The sequence below is a fragment of the Chromobacterium paludis genome (assembly GCF_008275125.1).
In the GTDB taxonomy this organism is placed as follows: domain Bacteria; phylum Pseudomonadota; class Gammaproteobacteria; order Burkholderiales; family Chromobacteriaceae; genus Chromobacterium; species Chromobacterium paludis.
In genome coordinates this window covers 873,983-888,631 of the sequence record NZ_CP043473.1, presented here as the reverse complement: position 1 = coordinate 888,631, position 14,649 = coordinate 873,983, and the positions used below count along the sequence as shown (strand labels likewise).

Sequence of the window (14,649 nt, the reverse complement as noted above, 5' to 3'; positions counted from 1 at the left end):
CGATTCTGTTTGACTCACTGGAGACACACCAATGCTATTGAAAAACCTCCGCCCGGCCGATGAATACGACCGCTTCGCCTCGCAGGCGCTGGAACCGTGGGACGTGCTGTTCGTCACCCGCATCCGCCAGCTGGCGCGCGGCATGGCCCCCGGCGCGCTGGTCGACATCGGCACCGCCACCGCCGTGGTGCCGGTGCGCCTGGCGGCCGACCCGGTATTCAAGGACTGGCGCTTCATCGGCCTGGACCTGGACGAAACCATGCTGGACGGCGGCCGCCCGCGCATCGCCGAGATGGGCCTGGCCGACATCATCGAACTGAAAGTGGGCGACGCCCAGGCGCTGCCCTTCGCCGACGGCAGCTTGGCCATGGCGGTCAGCCGCGCCACGCTGCACCACCTGCCGGACAAGATCAAAAGCCTGACCGAGATGTACCGCGTACTGCAGCCGGGCGGCATCGGCCTGGTGCACGACATGCGGCGCGACGTGTCGCCGGCCCTGCTGGAGAAGTTCACCCAGATGCGCGCCGCCGTCGGCTACCCGCCCACCCATGTCGAGGAAAAAGTCACGCTGGACGAGGCGCGCGAACTGGTGGCGGAAGCCGGCCTGGCCGACTGCTGCGCGGTGAGCAGCCCCAGCGCCGGCCTGGGCGCGCTGGGCTTTGAAATCCTGATCCGCAAGCCGCTGCCGGTCTGAAACCCAAGGAGAGCATCATGGAACACGCCGCCGATCAGGCGCTGAGCTTCCAGCGCGCGCTGGGCGAGGACCAGGTGGCCTGCCGCCCCTACTCGCCGTGGCGCATGCCGCTGCTGATCACGCCGCTGGACGAGGCCCTGCGCCACGATCCGGCAGCCGTCGCCGACTGGCACCGCGCCAAGCTTCCGGTGCTGGAACAGGCCGTGCTGGCGTTCGGCAGCGTGCTGCTGCGCGGCTTCGCGCTCAGCGAAACCGCGCATTTCCAGGCCATCGCCGCGCAGTACCCGGAGCATGCCTTCGGCTATATCGGCGGCGCCACCCCGCGCCGCAATATCGACGGCAAAGTCTACGAGTCCACGCGCATTCCGGCCTCGCTGAAAATAGGCCTGCACCAGGAGAAGGCCTATATGGCGCACTACCCGCGCCGGCTGGCCTTCTTCTGCAAGCAGCCCTCGGCGCGCGGCGGCGAGACCATCCTCTGCGATATGCGCGCGGTGACGCGGCGGCTGCCGCCGGCGCTGGTCGAGCGCTTCCGCCAGCGCGGCATCCAATACTTGCGCAATTTCCGCCGCCCCAGCCAGGACGGCGAGCCCAAGAACTCCACCATGCGCGAATACCACCGTCCCTGGGACGACGTGTTCCAGAGCGACGACCCTGCCCAGGTGGAGCGGCTGTGCCGCGACACCGGCCTGGGCTTCCGCTGGCTGGACGACGGCAGCCTGACCGTGTCCAACACCGGCGGCGCCACCGCGCGCCACCCGGTCACCGGCGAGGAAATCTGGTTCAACCAGCTGTCCACCCAGCACAACAACGCGCGCGCCATGGGCGCGGCCGGCTACGAATACATCCGGCTGCTGTACCGCGACCGCCCGGCGCGGCCGTATGAAGTGCGGCTGGGCGACGGCACGCCCATCGCGCCGGAGGAGATCGCGCCCATCTACGACGCGCTGGACGCTGAGGAGATCGCCTTCCCCTGGCAGCGCGGCGACCTGCTGCTGCTGGACAACATCGCCGTCGCCCATGGCCGCAACCCTTTCCAGGGGCCGCGCGACATCCAGGTCGCGCTGTTTGATTGACCCGTCGCCGCGCGCCATCGCCGGGCGCGCGGCCAAGCCAAGCAAGGAAGAAGTCCATGTCTCCCATTCAATGGGTCCGTTCCTATCTCGCCCACGCGGCCGCCTTCGCGCCGGCCGTCGTTTTCCTGATGTGGGGCCGCTTCGCGCCCGGCGACGCCGGCCTGCGCTGGCAGGATGCCTACCTGGCCGGCGGCGCGCTGGCGCTGCCCCACATGGCCTGGCTGCTGAAGCGGCGCGCCGGCAGCTGGATCGCCCTGGGCATCGACCTCTATCTGGCGATAGGCGCGCTGCTGGCGCTGGTTTCGGCCCAGGCCGTGGACCTATGGGGCCGCGGCTACGGCGCCGCGCCGGCCCTGGCCTCGGTATTCGCCATCGGCTTGGCCGCCACGCTGTTCTCGCCGCTGGGCTTCATAGGCGAAGCGCACCATGACGCGGAGCGCGTGCGGCGCGTATCCGCGCTGCTGCTGGCGGCTGCCGGCGCCGCCATCGCCATCGCGCTGTGGCTGCGGCACAGCCCGCTGCTGGGCGGCGTCGCGCCGGTGCTGGCGGTATTGCTGATCCGCGGCAGGCTGGCGCGGCAACTGGCGCCGGCGAGGTAAGGCGCGATGAATGCCGCCTTGCTCGCCCCCGCCTCCGGCCTCGACGCCTTCCTGGCCGAAGCCGCCTCCTTGCTGCCGCCCGGCGCGCTGCTGCGCGGCGAGGCCTGCGCGCCCTACCAGGCCGACGCCTCCGGCTGCCATGGCCAGGCCGCCGCCGTGCTGCTGCCGGATAGCACGGCCGCCGTCAGCGCCCTGCTGCGCGCCTCCGTGCGCCACCGCGCGCGGCTGGTGCCGCAGGGCGGTCGCAGCGGGCTGGTAGGCGGCGCGGTGCCGGACGGCTCCGGCCGCCAGGCCGTGCTGTCGCTGGAACGGATGCGCAGGCTGCGCGAGTTCGACCCGCTCAACCGCAGCGCGGTGGCCGAGGCCGGCCTGCCGCTGTCCGAATTGAACCGCCGGCTGGAGCCGCATGGGCTGTGGCTGCCGATAGACGTGGGCAGCGACCCGGCCGTCGGCGGCCTGGTCGGCGCCAATACCGGCGGCAGCCGGCTGCTGCGCCACGGCGACGTCCGCCGCAATCTGCTGGGCCTGGAGGTGGTGCTGGCCGATGAACACGGCAGCGTGCTGGACCTGACCGCCCCGCTGCGCAAGAACAATGCCGGCATAGACCTGAAGCAGCTGTTCATAGGCAGCGGCGGCGCGCTGGGCGTCATCACCGCCGCATCCTGGGACTTGAAGCGGCGCGACGCTTCCTCGCTGACGCTGTTCGCCGCCCTGCCGGCGAGAGAAGCCGCGCTCGCCGCGCTGGACGCCTGCGAGCAAAGCTTCGGCGAGATGCTGTCCGCCTTCGAGGTGATCGGCGCGCCGGCGCTGGACGCCACGCTGCGCCAGTTTCCGGTCCTGCGCCACCCGCTGGCGGGCAGCGCCGCCGGCTGCTACGCGCTGATCGAGTTCGCCAGCGCCATGCCGGGGCTGGACGCGCTGCTGCAAGAACGGGCCGAGGCGTTGCTAACCAGCCTGCATGCGCGCGGCCTGATCCTGGACGCGGCCTTCGGCCAAGCCGAACGGCTATGGCCGCTGCGCGACAGCCTGCCGCTGGCGCTGGCGGCGGAGGGCATTCCGCTGTCTTTCGATGTCGGCCTGCCGCGCTCCCGGCTGCCGGCCTTCCTCGCCGCCGCCGAGCGCTGGCTGGCAGCCGAGCACCCGGCGCTGCGGCTGTACGACTTCGGCCATTTCGGCGACGGCGGCTGCCATTTGATCGCACTGCTGCCGCGCGAGCTGGCCGCCAGTTACGGCCCGGCCAAGCTCGCCATGCTGAAAAGCGCGCTGTACCGGCTGACGGCCGAGCATGGCGGCAGCTTCAGCGCCGAGCACGGCGTCGGCCCGCTCAACGCGGCCTTTTACCGCAAATTCACCGGCGCCGCCGCGCAAGGCCTGGCCGCCAGGCTGCAGCGGCTGCTGGACCCGGCGGCGGCGCTGGGCCGCCACCGCTACGACTGAACCATAGACTCCCTGTCCCACCCACCCGACAAGGCGCACCATGAACGCAACCGAACTGCTAGACGCCGCTCCCGATCAAGCCACGACCGGCCAAGAAATGTACGACTTCGTCAAATCGCGCGAATCGTCCGCCCGCACTTACGCCAACGCCATCGACACCGTCATCGCGCGCGGCCACCTGGCCCGCGTCTACGACAGCGAAGGCCGCGACTACCTGGACTGCCTGTCCTGCGCCGGCACGCTGGCCACCGGCCACAACCACCCGCGAGTGCAGAGCCAGGTGCTCGACTTCCTGCACTCCGGCCACGTGAGCCAGGCGCTGGACATCACCACGCCGGCCAAATACCGCTTTCTGCAAAAGCTGCTGGAATGCCTGCCGCCGGACTTCGCCCGCCATGTCCGTTTCCAGAGCTGCGGCCCCAGCGGCGCGGACGCGGTGGAAGCCGCCGTCAAGCTGTTCAAGACCGCCACCGGCCGCCGCACCGTGCTGGCTTTCCACGGCGCCTACCATGGCATGAGCGCCGGCGCGCTGGCGCTGACCGGCAACCTCACCGCCAAACGCCAGGTCGCTTCGCTGATGCCGGACGTGCACTTCCTGCCTTATCCCTATTCCTATCGCTGCCCCTTCGGCGTCGGCGGCGAACGCGCCGAGGACATCTCGCTGGCCTATATCGAGCGTCTGCTGGCCGACCCGGAAAGCGGCATCACCCAGCCTGCCGCGCTGATCGTGGAGGCGATACAGGGCGAAGGCGGCGTCATCCCGGCCTCGGCGCGCTGGCTGCGCGGCCTGCGCGAGATCACCGCCCGCTTCGACATCCCGCTGATCATCGATGAAATCCAAACTGGTTTTGGCCGCAGCGGCGACATGTTCGCCTTCGAGCACGCCGGCATCACGCCGGACGCCGTGGTGGTCTCCAAGGCGGTGGGCGGCGGCTTCCCGCTGTCCATGCTGCTGTATCACGAAAAATACGACGCCTGGCAGGCCGGCGCCCACGCCGGCACCTTCCGCGGCAACCAGATCGCCATGGTGGCCGGCGCCGCCGCGCTGGAGGTGATCCAGTCAGATCAACTGGTGGCCAAGGCCCGCGCCGACGGCGCAAAGCTGGGCGAAGCGCTGCGCGCGCTGGCCGCGCGGCTGCCGGTCATAGGCGACGTGCGCGGACGCGGCCTGATGTGGGGGCTGGAGATCGTGCATCCCGACGCGCCGGCAGACGCGCTGGGCAGCCGCCCGGCCGATGGCGATCTGGCGCGCGCCATCAAGAAACGCTGTCTGGCCAACGGCCTGATCATAGAAACCGGCGGCCGCCACTCCGCCGTGCTGCGGCTGCTGCCGCCGCTGGTGATCAGCGCGGCCGAGCTGGACGAGGCGCTGGACAAGCTGGAGCGCGCCATCCGCGAGGCGCTGGCCTCATGATGGAAATCCGCGGAGACATGCTGATAGGCCGCGCCGCCGTCTATGGCCGCGCCGGCGCGCTGCGCGCCGTAGACCCGGCCAGCGGCGAGGTTCTGGAACCGGCCTTCGGCTGCGGCGACGCCGGCGACGTGGACCGGGCTTGCCGGCTGGCGCGCGAGGCCGCGCCGGCCTTGCGCGCCGCCTCCGGCGAGACGCGGGCGCGGCTGCTGGAAGCCATCGCCGCCGGATTATTGGCCGCCGGCAACGCGCTGTTGGAACGCGCCGCGCGCGAAACCGGCCTGCCGCCGGCGCGGTTGATCGTGGAGCGCGGCCGAGCGGTCGGCCAATTGCGCCAATTCGCCCAGGCCGCGCGCCGCGGGCTGGACGCCGGCGCCATCGTGGAGCCGGGCCAGCCCGGCAAGCTGCCGCCCAAGCCCGACCTGCGCTCGCGCCGCGTCGCCATCGGCCCGGTGGCCGTGTTCGGCGCCAGCAACTTCCCTCTGGCCTTCTCCGTGGCGGGCGGCGATACCGCCGCAGCCCTGGCCGCCGGCTGCCCGGTGGTAGCCAAGGCGCATCCGGCCCACCCCGGCGTGTCCGAGCTGACCGGCCGCGTCATTCAACAGGCCGTGGCCGATTGCGGCCTGCCCGAGGGCGTATTCTCCTTGCTGATAGGCGACGGCCACGACATCGGCCTGGCGCTGGTCCGCCACCCCGCCATCGCCGCCGTGGCCTTCACCGGCTCCCGCCAGGGCGGACTGGCGCTGCTGCGCGCCGCCGCGCTGCGTCCCAGCCCCATCCCGGTATTCGCCGAGATGGGCAGCCTCAACCCCATCTTCGTCCTGCCCCATGCGCTGGCCGCGCGCGCGGAAAGCCTAGGCGCCGCCTGGGTGGACGCGGTGGCGCTGAACGCCGGCCAGTTCTGCACCTGCCCGTCCCTGCTGCTGGCGCTGGAAGGCGAGCCGCTGGACCGCCTGCGCGCCGCCGTCGTCAAGGCCGCTGCCGCCAAGCCGGCCGAAACCATGCTGACGTCGGCCATCCACGCCGGCTACCAAGCCGCGCTGCGAAGAATCCGCGCCGCGCCGGGCGTGGCCGAGCTGGCTACGGGACAGGCCGCGACAGGGCCGCATGCCGCGCGGCTGACGCTGTTCGAAACCCGCGCCGACGCCTTCCTCGCCGCGCCGGAACTATCGGAAGAGGCTTTCGGCCCCTGCGCCCTGTTGGTGGCCTGCCGCGATTTGGATCAATGGTTCGAAGTCGCGCACAGCCTGGATGGCCAGCTGGCCGCCGCCATGCAGCTGGACGAGGCCGACCTGCCCTTGGCGCGCGAGCTGCTGCCCGTACTGGAAGCGCGCGCCGGCCGCGTGCTGGCCAATGGCTCCCCCAATTGGGTGGAGGTGTCGCCGGCCATGATGCACGGCGGGCCGTTCCCGGCCGGCTCGGACAGCCGCGCCACCTCGGTCGGCCTGGCCGCCATGGATCGCTTCCTGCGGCCCGTGTGCTACCAGAACCTGCCGGCCGCGCTGCTGCCGCCGCAATTGGCCGACGACAATCCGCTGGCGCTGTGGCGGCGGGTAGCGGGCGAGTGGCGCGGCGACTGAGGACCCGCCCGACAGCGCCCTCGCTGCCTAAACGCCATGCAATTGCAATGCCATTGACATTTCAATAAGATGACCTCTTATCTAGGAGGCCATCATCATGCCCAGCCCGCATATGGCAGCGTTTTCCCTGCAGCATCTGAGCGCCGAGCGCGCCGAGGACTTCTGGCGCGTCAGCGACAGCGTGGCCAGGGAGCGCCGCTTCCTGTCATTTCTGGAAATCCCGAAAGCGTCATCCCTGGAGTACGCGCGCAGCCAATTGGCTTGCCAGGCGCCGCATCTGCTGTTGCTGGACGGCAATCAAGTCGTGGGCTGGTGCGATGTCTCGCCGCATCCGCGCCCCATCTACCAGCATGGCGGCACGCTGGGCATAGGGCTGTTGCCCAGCCACCGCGGCATGGGCCTGGGCGGCTGGTTGCTGGAAAACACCGTGCGATTGGCGGAGCGACGCGGCTTCCGCCGCATCGAGTTGACGGTTCACGAGGACAATCTGCACGCGATCAGGCTTTACGAAAAGCATGGCTTCCTGCTGGAAGGCCGCAAACGCGAGGCCATTTGCATTGATGGCCGATACCAAGACGTCTTGATGATGGCGCGGCGGCTTCCGCAAAACGCCGAAGCCAGTTAGCTTGACGCGGCGCCCAGCATGCTCCACTGCACCGCCAGCACACTGGCCAGCACGATGGCCAGGCCGGACAGGGATTGCGCCGACAAGGCCTGCCCCAACAGCGCCCAGCCCAGCACCACGGCGGTCAGCGGACTCAGCAGGCCCAAGGACGTGACGGCCACGGCCGATAGGCGGGCGATGCCGCGGAACCACAGCAGATACGCGACCAAGGCGCCGAAGACCGTCAAATAGGCATAGCCGCCGATCTGCGTCGCGCTCAAAGCCGGCAAGGGCGGGTCCGCGATCATGGCCGCCGGCAGCAGCATCAGTCCGCCCAGCGTCAGCTGCCAGCCGGTCAGGCCCGCCACCGGCGCCTGGAAACGCCAGCGCCGCGTCAGATAGGTGCCGCAGGCCATCACCACCGCGCCGCCAAAGGCGGCCAGCATGCCCACTCCGTCCCAATGCGTACCGGGAGACAACAACAAGGCCGCCATGCCGGCCACCCCGCTCAGGCTGGCCCACAAGGCCAGCCGGGCCGGCTTGCGTCTTTCCACCTGCCAGGCCAGCGCCATCACCAATAGCGGCTGGCAGGCGCCCACCACGGCCGCGAGGCCGCCCGGCAAACGGTAGGCGGCGACGAACAGCAAGGCCTGGAACGCGCCGATATTCAAGAAAGACAATAACAGCATGCGCCCCCACTGCCCCTTGGCCGGCCGCCATCCGCCGTAGCAGGCCAGCAGCAAGCCAGCGGGCAGCACTCGCAGCAAGGCCGCGGTGAAGGGACGGTCGGGCGGCAGCAGCTGGGTGGTGACAATATAGGTGGAGCCCCAGATCACCGGCACCAAGGCGGTGATCAGGACATCGCTCCAATGAGCGGAGGCGCGTTGGCCAGACATGGGCAATCCTTTTTCCTGCGGTTATAATCGGTGGTGAGTTAACTTGAATTCAAGATAACATTTATCTCGAATTCAAGGCAAATAAATCTTGAATTCAAGACAATGGTGCAATATGTCCGAGACCAGAACAGGCGACGCGGTAGACCGCATACTCGAACAATGGGCCAAGGAAAGGCCGGACCTGGATGTCAGCCCCATGGGGTTGATCGGCAGGCTCAGCCGCTGCTCGGCATTGTTATCGCAACGGCTGGACAGCGTGTTCGCGCAATACGGTCTCAGCGGTTGGGAGTTCGACATGCTGGCCGCGCTGCGCCGCAGCGGCGCGCCCTACTGCCTGGCGCCGACCGAGCTGTTTTCCTCGCTGATGGTCACCTCCGGCACCATGACCCACAGGCTGAAGGTATTGGAGGGCAAGGGCTGGATAGAACGCGTAGCCAGCGAGCAGGACGCGCGCAGCACCCTGGTGCGGCTCAGCGCGGACGGCTTCGAACTCATAGAGCGCGCGCTGGAAGCCCATGTCGCCAATGAACACGCCATCCTGTCCGCGCTGCCAGCGCGCAGCGTGGAGGCGCTGCAAAAACGGCTGGCGGAATTGCTGGCAACACTTGAAGACCAAGCTAGCTAGCCCGATTATTCCGATAGGCGAAAGAATTCCTTGCGCATCGCGGCCATTCCGCGGCGAGCGGCGCTCAGGCAAAGTGAAGGTCCCAAGCTATCCCCCGACAAGGAGACACGCATGACCCGCACCGCCATCCGGCTATACGACTTCCCGCTGTCCGGCCACAGCCACCGCGCGCGGCTGATGCTGTCGCTGCTGGGGCTGGAGTATGAAACCATCCCGGTGAAGCTGGCCGAAGGCGAGCAAAAGCAGCCGGCCTTCCTCAAGCTGAACCGCTTCGGCCAGGTGCCGGTCTTGGTGGACGGCGAGGCGGTGGTGCCGGATTCCAACGCCATCCTGGTCTATCTGGCGCGCCGCTACGGCCATGGCGACTGGCTGCCAGCCGACCCGCTGGGCGAGGCGCGCGTGCAGCGCTGGCTGTCCGCCGCCGCCGGCCCGCTGGCTTTCGGCGCGGCCCAGGCGCGGCTGCACAAATGGCGCGGCGTGCCGCTGGATTACGAGCTGGCCGCCAGCCGCGCCCGCGCGCTGCTGCAGGTGATGGACGAAGAGCTGGCCGAGCGCCCCTTCCTGGCAGGAAGCGCCGCCACCATCGCCGACGTCGCGCTGTACAGCTACACCGCCCGCGCGCCGGAAGGCGACATCTCGCTGCAGCCCTATCCGCATGTCCGCGCCTGGCTGGCCCGCGTCGAAGCGCTGCCCGGCTTCGTGGCCATGCCCGCCGTCAAGAGCTGAATCAGGAAACCATCATGTCCGACACCCGCCCCGCCTCGCCCTGGCACGCCGGCGAACAAGAAATGCAACGCCGCGCCGGCAGCCTGGACGCGCTGGCGGCGGTCGGCCCGCGCGTGGTGCGCGACCATATGCCGGAACAGCACCGCGCGTTTTTCCGTCAGTTGCCTTTCCTGGCGATGGCGGCACTGGACGAGGCCGGGCGGCCTTGGGCGGGCATCGTCGAAGGCCTGCCCGGCTTTGTCGATTCGCCCGATCCGCGTGCGCTGAGCATCGCCGCCCTGCCCAGTCCGGCCGACCCCCTGCGCGACTGCCTGCGCCCCGGCGCGGCGGTGGCCCTGCTCGGCATCGAGCTGCACACGCGCCGCCGCAACCGCATGAACGGCGAGTTGATCGAGCTGGATGATGCCGGCTGCGTCGTCGCCGTCCGGCAATCTTTCGGCAACTGCCCCAAATACATACAGCAGCGGGAATTCTCATTCTCCCGCGAGCCGGGGCCGCGCATTGTGGGATCGGTAGAGTGGATGGACGAGCTGGACGATGACGCGCGCGCCGCCATCGCCGCCGCCGACACCTTCTTCGTCGCCAGCGCCTGCCGGGACGAGGCCGGTGGCTGGCAGGCCGACGTGTCGCATCGCGGCGGCAAGCCCGGTTTCGTCAAAATAGACGGCGACGCGCTGACCATTCCGGACTTTGCCGGCAACGGCTATTTCAACACCCTGGGCAATTTGCTGCTGCATCCGCGCGCCGGCCTGCTATTCGTCGACTTCGCCAGCGGCGACACGCTGCAGCTGGCCGGCCAGGCCCAGGTGCTGGATGCCGAGGCGGCCGCCGTTTTCGATGACGCGGAGCGGCTGTGGACCTTCCGCGTGGAGCGGGTGGTGCGCCGCCGCAACGCGCTGGCGTTGCGCTGGACGCTGCGGGAATACTCACCCTTCGCCCTGGCCACCGGCTCCTGGCCGCACGCCGCGCCAGAGCGGCGATGGCTGCCCTTGCGCGTCGCCCAGGTGGAGGACGAAAGCAGCGTCGTCCGCTCCCTCTATTTCGAGCCGGCGGACGGGACGGCACCGCCGCCCTTCCTGCCCGGCCAGCACCTGAGCCTGAAAGTGGCGGGCGTGGACGGCGCGCGCATGCGCAACTACACGCTGTCGCAAACCGGCAGCTACCGCATCAGCGTCAAACGCCAGGGCAAGGCCTCGGCCCGGCTGCACCAGTTGGCGCCGGGCGACATTGTGGAGGCGCTGCCACCGCGCGGCGATTTCACCCTGGCGCGCGCCGACCGCCCCATCGCGCTGTTGGCCGGCGGCATCGGCATCACGCCCATGCTGGCCTTCCTGCATCAGTTGACGGAAAACCCGGCCGCCATGCCGCCCACGCTGCTGGCCTACGCCACCCGCAATGTGGCCGAACGCGCCTTCGACGCCGAGCTGGAAACCTTGCGGGTCCAATCCGGCGGCAAGCTGCGCATCGTCAAGGCCGTCAGCCAGCCGGAAACCGGCCGCCGGCTGGGCGTCGACTACCAGCACGCCGGCCATGTGGATATCGACCTGCTGCGCGGCTACGGCCTCAGCCTGGATGGAGACGTCTATCTGTGCGGCCCGGCCGGCTTCATGCAAACGCTGTACGAGCAGTTGATCGATGCCGGCGTGGAGGACGCGCGCATCCATGCCGAAGCCTTTGGTCCGGCCGGGCTGCGACGCGTCGGCCATCCAGTCCAGGCCTTGCCGGCGCCGGCCGACGGCGCGGTGCCGGTGCGCTTCGCCGCGTCAGCCCTAGACGCCGAATGGCAACCCGGCCAGAGCCTGCTGGAATTGGCCGAATCCTGCGGCCTGAATCCGGATTTCAGCTGCCGCGGCGGCACCTGCGGCAGCTGCCGAGCCGCCTTGCTGGCCGGCCAGGCCACCTATCTGCAAACGCCGGAATACGGCACCCAGCCCGGCGAGATTTTGCTGTGCTGCGCCTACCCAGCCGCCGGGGCGGACAGGCTGGAAATCAACCTATAAGCCGCGGATCCGCGCGCAGCCGCTCGGCCAGGAAGTCGATGAAGCGGCGCATCCGCGTCGAGCCGTAGCGGCTTTCGGCGTGGACGATGTGTATCGGCAGCGGCGCGCTCTCGTAAGCCGTCAGCACCCGCTCCAGCTTGCCCGCCGCCAACGCCTCCGCCACCTGGTAGGACATCACCCGGATCAGACCGAATCCGCCCTGCGCCGCGTCTATCGCCACATCGTTGCCGCTGACCGTCAGCCGCGGCCGCACCCGCACCCGCCGCTCGCCATCCGCGCCGAACTTCCACTCCAGCGAAGCCGAGGCGGCGGTGGACGCGATCACGGTGTGGCTCAGCAAGTCTTCCGGCGCATCCGGCGCGCCATGCCGCGCCAGATAATCCGGCGCCGCGCACACCAGCCGTCTCACCTCGCCCACCTTGATCGCGCGCAGCGAGGAATCCGGCAGATGCCCAATGCGCACCGCCGCGTCCAGTCCTTCCTCCATCAGGTTCACCACGTTGTCGCGCAGCTGCGCCGATACCTCCACCAACGGGTGCTGACGCAAAAAATCCAGCACAATGGGCATCACGTACAGCCGGCCGAACAAGACCGGCGCGGTCAGCCGGATCAGGCCGCGCGGCTCGGCGTTGCCGCCGGCCGCCGCCTCTTCCGCCTCATCCACCGCCGCCAGGATGCGGCGCGCGTCGTCCAGATAGCGCGCGCCGGCCTCCGTCACCCTGACATAGCGCGTGGTGCGGTTCAGCAGGCGCACGCCCAGGTTTTCCTCCAACGCCGCCACCGCGCGCGTCACCGCCGGCGGCGACAGCTTGAGCCTGCGCGCCGCGCCGGCGAAGCCTTCCTCCTCCGCCACGGCGACGAAAACGGCCATCAGGTGGAAACGGTCCATCTACTATTCCCCATATTGAAATAATCCATTTTATAAAACAGATATTCTTCCAAAATAAAGAATTTGGCAAAGTACACCCATCGCGGAAACGTTCCGCATCCACCCAGGAGTCTTGCCATGAACCGCATCGCCATCCCCGCCGCCGAGCACATCCCCGCCGCCAGCCAGCCGCTGCTCGCCGCCGTGCAACAACAACTGGGCATGGTGCCCAATCTGATGAAGCTGCTGGCCCACAGCCCTGCCGCGCTGGAAGGTTATCTGTCGCTGAACGGCGCGCTGGGCAAGGGCAAGCTGAGCGCCGCGCTGCGCGAGCGCATCGCGCTGGCGGTGGCCGAATTCAACGGCTGCGACTACTGCCTGTCCGCCCACAGCTATCTGGCCAAGCACGTGGCCAAGCTCGGCGATGACGAAATCGCCGCCGCCCGCGACTTCGCCAGCGCCGACGCCAAACAGGCCGCCGCGCTGCGCTTCGCGCTGAAGGTGGCGGAACAGCGCGGCCGCGTGGCCGACGCCGAACTGGCCGCCCTGCGCGGCGCCGGCTTCGACGAGGCGGAAACGCTGGAAATCGTGACCGTAGTGGCGCTGAACATCCTGACCAACTACGTCAACAACGCCGCCGCCACCGCGGTGGACTTTCCGCTGGTCCAAGCCCGCGGCTAAACCCGCCGCAGCCGGGAGCCTACGGGCTTCCGGTCCTTCATGTCACTCTGCCTGGAATTCTGTACATCGGAGCCTCCGCATGCCCCTTCATCTGGCTACGCTTGGCATCTGAAATCTGTGCCCAACCTCACCCTACTAAAGCCTTACCTGGCTTGATTTTGAACAATGCAGTGCACAACAAAACAGTAGCACTTTAAATGCCATTCATATAAAATATGAGAAATATAAATTTGATATGACTATTCATCATCTGTGCAGCGGAGACCTAAAACTTGGGAGCAACCGCGCGCGATTGATTGAAAAAATTAGAAAACTTCAAAAAAATGAAACTGGCACTGGAATTCCTACGCGGAAAAGGCATCGAATTTGGACGCGGCGCTCACAACCCTTTAGCACCAGACAATTGCATCTCCATTGCACCATGCAATGGGGTTGAATATATGGAGGAAAATGATCTCGATGATTACCGATACCATTTTTCCTTACAAATGCACTACCACTCTTCAGTCACCAGAGTAGATGTCGTGGCTGAAGCAGATCAAATTCCATTCATTGAAGATAACTCCCTAGATTACATCGCCACCTCTCACGTACTGGAACATATTCCTGACATTTTCTCAGCCTGGCACGAGTGGTGGCGTGTATTGAAGCCAGGCGGCGTAAATTTCATGATCGTTCCCAAACGCATCGCCCTAGAAGATGACACCATCAGACCCATCTCCTCACTTAATGATTTCACTAATGCATTTATAAGAAAAATCAAACCCAAGGATCTTCCTGACATGCCATGGCGTGGCCATTACCATGTATTCACGCTTCAATCATTGCTTGATGCCGTGAACTGGTATAACCAACAAGGCATGGGAATGTGGGAACTCGCAGCATTAGAGGAGAGCGATACAAAGGTAGGAAATGGCCATACTCTTGTGCTGAAGAAAACACTACACTTACCGGACATCCAAGACACTGCAATGCTACTTGGTCAATTTTTTTCCGATGACGACCATGTAAAAACCAAAGAAGCTGCCAAACAAATTCTCTCCCTAAACTTCAGAATTCACGAAGCCTGGTTTATGCTTGCGATAGCAGAATTAAGCACAGGAGAGACACAAGCAGCAATTCAAGCCATCACCCAAGCACTCATACTCCAACCCAGAAACATTGAATACAATAGCATTTACCAAAACATCACAAAATGTGCATTTCAATATCCAACCAGCCTAATAGACTATTACGCTCGCATGATTTAATTATGGCTATTCCATCCCGCACGATCATCTGAGCAAACGCCTCTGGAAACTGACCTTGGCCCTCCAGAATTTGGGTAAGCATCTGGAAACGCTCAAGCATGCCGAGCGTCAAACTGGTTTGCCCATGCGCTTCTATCGAATCATTCGCGTGAGCAAGCCTTAGGGCTTGCTCTCCCTACCCACTACACAACTGTCCGCATCT

General features: G+C 67.0%; 14 protein-coding genes. 12 read left to right on the top strand and 2 right to left on the bottom strand.

The features are described 5' to 3' along the window. Positions 1–31 precede the first annotated feature (31 nt). The 7 genes from FYK34_RS04035 to FYK34_RS04005 all read left to right on the top strand — a co-directional run bounded on the left by FYK34_RS04035 (position 32) and on the right by FYK34_RS04005 (position 7,422). Positions 32–694: a class I SAM-dependent methyltransferase gene (locus FYK34_RS04035; protein WP_149295171.1), complete on the top strand. Its 663-nt coding sequence runs from the start codon at positions 32–34 to the stop codon at positions 692–694. Positions 695–711: 17 nt separating this feature from the next. Beyond that, positions 712–1,770: a TauD/TfdA family dioxygenase gene (locus tag FYK34_RS04030; protein WP_149295170.1), complete on the top strand. Its 1,059-nt coding sequence runs from the start codon at positions 712–714 to the stop codon at positions 1,768–1,770. 56 nt (positions 1,771–1,826) lie between these two features. Next, positions 1,827–2,369, top strand: a complete 543-nt coding sequence (locus FYK34_RS04025; RefSeq protein ID WP_149295169.1) for a permease — start codon at positions 1,827–1,829, stop codon at positions 2,367–2,369. A gap of 6 nt (positions 2,370–2,375) precedes the next feature. Further along, positions 2,376–3,806: an FAD-binding oxidoreductase gene (locus tag FYK34_RS04020; RefSeq protein WP_149295168.1), complete on the top strand. Its 1,431-nt coding sequence runs from the start codon at positions 2,376–2,378 to the stop codon at positions 3,804–3,806. Positions 3,807–3,846: 40 nt separating this feature from the next. Next, positions 3,847–5,220: a diaminobutyrate--2-oxoglutarate transaminase family protein gene (locus FYK34_RS04015; RefSeq protein ID WP_149295167.1), complete on the top strand. Its 1,374-nt coding sequence runs from the start codon at positions 3,847–3,849 to the stop codon at positions 5,218–5,220. Beyond that, a complete protein-coding gene (locus tag FYK34_RS04010; RefSeq protein WP_231137365.1) occupies positions 5,217–6,797 on the top strand; it encodes an aldehyde dehydrogenase (NADP(+)) in 1,581 nt (526 codons plus the stop codon). The genes FYK34_RS04015 and FYK34_RS04010 overlap by 4 nt, the downstream gene beginning before the upstream one ends. A 97-nt stretch (positions 6,798–6,894) precedes the next feature. Continuing rightward, a complete protein-coding gene (locus FYK34_RS04005; protein ID WP_149295166.1) occupies positions 6,895–7,422 on the top strand; it encodes a GNAT family N-acetyltransferase in 528 nt (175 codons plus the stop codon). Here FYK34_RS04005 and FYK34_RS04000 read toward each other — a convergent pair. After that, the gene (locus tag FYK34_RS04000) at positions 7,419–8,297 is read right to left on the bottom strand and encodes an EamA family transporter (RefSeq protein WP_149295165.1); all 879 of its coding nucleotides are present in this window, start codon (positions 8,295–8,297) and stop codon (positions 7,419–7,421) included. The two genes, FYK34_RS04005 and FYK34_RS04000, sit on opposite strands and share 4 nt — an antisense overlap. Positions 8,298–8,409: 112 nt before the next feature. Between FYK34_RS04000 and FYK34_RS03995 the strand changes: the two genes are divergently transcribed. From FYK34_RS03995 to FYK34_RS03985, 3 genes are all read left to right on the top strand, one after another. Beyond that, entirely contained in the window at positions 8,410–8,922 is a 513-nt protein-coding gene (locus FYK34_RS03995) for a MarR family winged helix-turn-helix transcriptional regulator (protein WP_149295164.1), read from the top strand. Between the two features lie 111 nt (positions 8,923–9,033). Further along, entirely contained in the window at positions 9,034–9,648 is a 615-nt protein-coding gene (locus tag FYK34_RS03990) for a glutathione S-transferase family protein (RefSeq protein WP_149295163.1), read from the top strand. Between the two features lie 14 nt (positions 9,649–9,662). Then, positions 9,663–11,648, top strand: a complete 1,986-nt coding sequence (locus tag FYK34_RS03985) for a 2Fe-2S iron-sulfur cluster-binding protein (RefSeq protein WP_149295162.1) — start codon at positions 9,663–9,665, stop codon at positions 11,646–11,648. Here the strand turns inward: FYK34_RS03985 and FYK34_RS03980 are convergent. After that, complete coding sequence (locus FYK34_RS03980; RefSeq protein WP_149295161.1) at positions 11,638–12,537, bottom strand: LysR family transcriptional regulator; 900 nt, start codon at positions 12,535–12,537, stop codon at positions 11,638–11,640. The genes FYK34_RS03985 and FYK34_RS03980 overlap by 11 nt on opposite strands. Before the next feature lie 117 nt (positions 12,538–12,654). Here FYK34_RS03980 and FYK34_RS03975 point away from each other — a divergent pair, with 117 nt between their 5' ends. Together FYK34_RS03975 and FYK34_RS03970 are read left to right on the top strand one after the other, a co-directional pair. Then, complete coding sequence (locus tag FYK34_RS03975; RefSeq protein ID WP_114062356.1) at positions 12,655–13,197, top strand: carboxymuconolactone decarboxylase family protein; 543 nt, start codon at positions 12,655–12,657, stop codon at positions 13,195–13,197. 323 nt (positions 13,198–13,520) lie between these two features. Beyond that, the gene (locus FYK34_RS03970) at positions 13,521–14,447 is read left to right on the top strand and encodes a methyltransferase domain-containing protein (protein WP_149295160.1); all 927 of its coding nucleotides are present in this window, start codon (positions 13,521–13,523) and stop codon (positions 14,445–14,447) included. Positions 14,448–14,649 lie beyond the last annotated feature (202 nt).

What these genes read in the sequence shown, in the direction of transcription:
- FYK34_RS04035 (WP_149295171.1), top strand. Translation starts at nt 32, where the DNA reads ATGCTATTGAAAAACCTCCGCCCGGCCGATGAATACGACCGCTTCGCC.
- FYK34_RS04030 (WP_149295170.1), top strand. Translation starts at nt 712, where the DNA reads ATGGAACACGCCGCCGATCAGGCGCTGAGCTTCCAGCGCGCGCTGGGC.
- FYK34_RS04025 (WP_149295169.1), top strand. Translation starts at nt 1,827, where the DNA reads ATGTCTCCCATTCAATGGGTCCGTTCCTATCTCGCCCACGCGGCCGCC.
- FYK34_RS04020 (WP_149295168.1), top strand. Translation starts at nt 2,376, where the DNA reads ATGAATGCCGCCTTGCTCGCCCCCGCCTCCGGCCTCGACGCCTTCCTG.
- FYK34_RS04015 (WP_149295167.1), top strand. Translation starts at nt 3,847, where the DNA reads ATGAACGCAACCGAACTGCTAGACGCCGCTCCCGATCAAGCCACGACC.
- FYK34_RS04010 (WP_231137365.1), top strand. Translation starts at nt 5,217, where the DNA reads ATGATGGAAATCCGCGGAGACATGCTGATAGGCCGCGCCGCCGTCTAT.
- FYK34_RS04005 (WP_149295166.1), top strand. Translation starts at nt 6,895, where the DNA reads ATGCCCAGCCCGCATATGGCAGCGTTTTCCCTGCAGCATCTGAGCGCC.
- FYK34_RS04000 (WP_149295165.1), bottom strand. Translation starts at nt 8,297, where the DNA reads ATGTCTGGCCAACGCGCCTCCGCTCATTGGAGCGATGTCCTGATCACC.
- FYK34_RS03995 (WP_149295164.1), top strand. Translation starts at nt 8,410, where the DNA reads ATGTCCGAGACCAGAACAGGCGACGCGGTAGACCGCATACTCGAACAA.
- FYK34_RS03990 (WP_149295163.1), top strand. Translation starts at nt 9,034, where the DNA reads ATGACCCGCACCGCCATCCGGCTATACGACTTCCCGCTGTCCGGCCAC.
- FYK34_RS03985 (WP_149295162.1), top strand. Translation starts at nt 9,663, where the DNA reads ATGTCCGACACCCGCCCCGCCTCGCCCTGGCACGCCGGCGAACAAGAA.
- FYK34_RS03980 (WP_149295161.1), bottom strand. Translation starts at nt 12,537, where the DNA reads ATGGACCGTTTCCACCTGATGGCCGTTTTCGTCGCCGTGGCGGAGGAG.
- FYK34_RS03975 (WP_114062356.1), top strand. Translation starts at nt 12,655, where the DNA reads ATGAACCGCATCGCCATCCCCGCCGCCGAGCACATCCCCGCCGCCAGC.
- FYK34_RS03970 (WP_149295160.1), top strand. Translation starts at nt 13,521, where the DNA reads ATGAAACTGGCACTGGAATTCCTACGCGGAAAAGGCATCGAATTTGGA.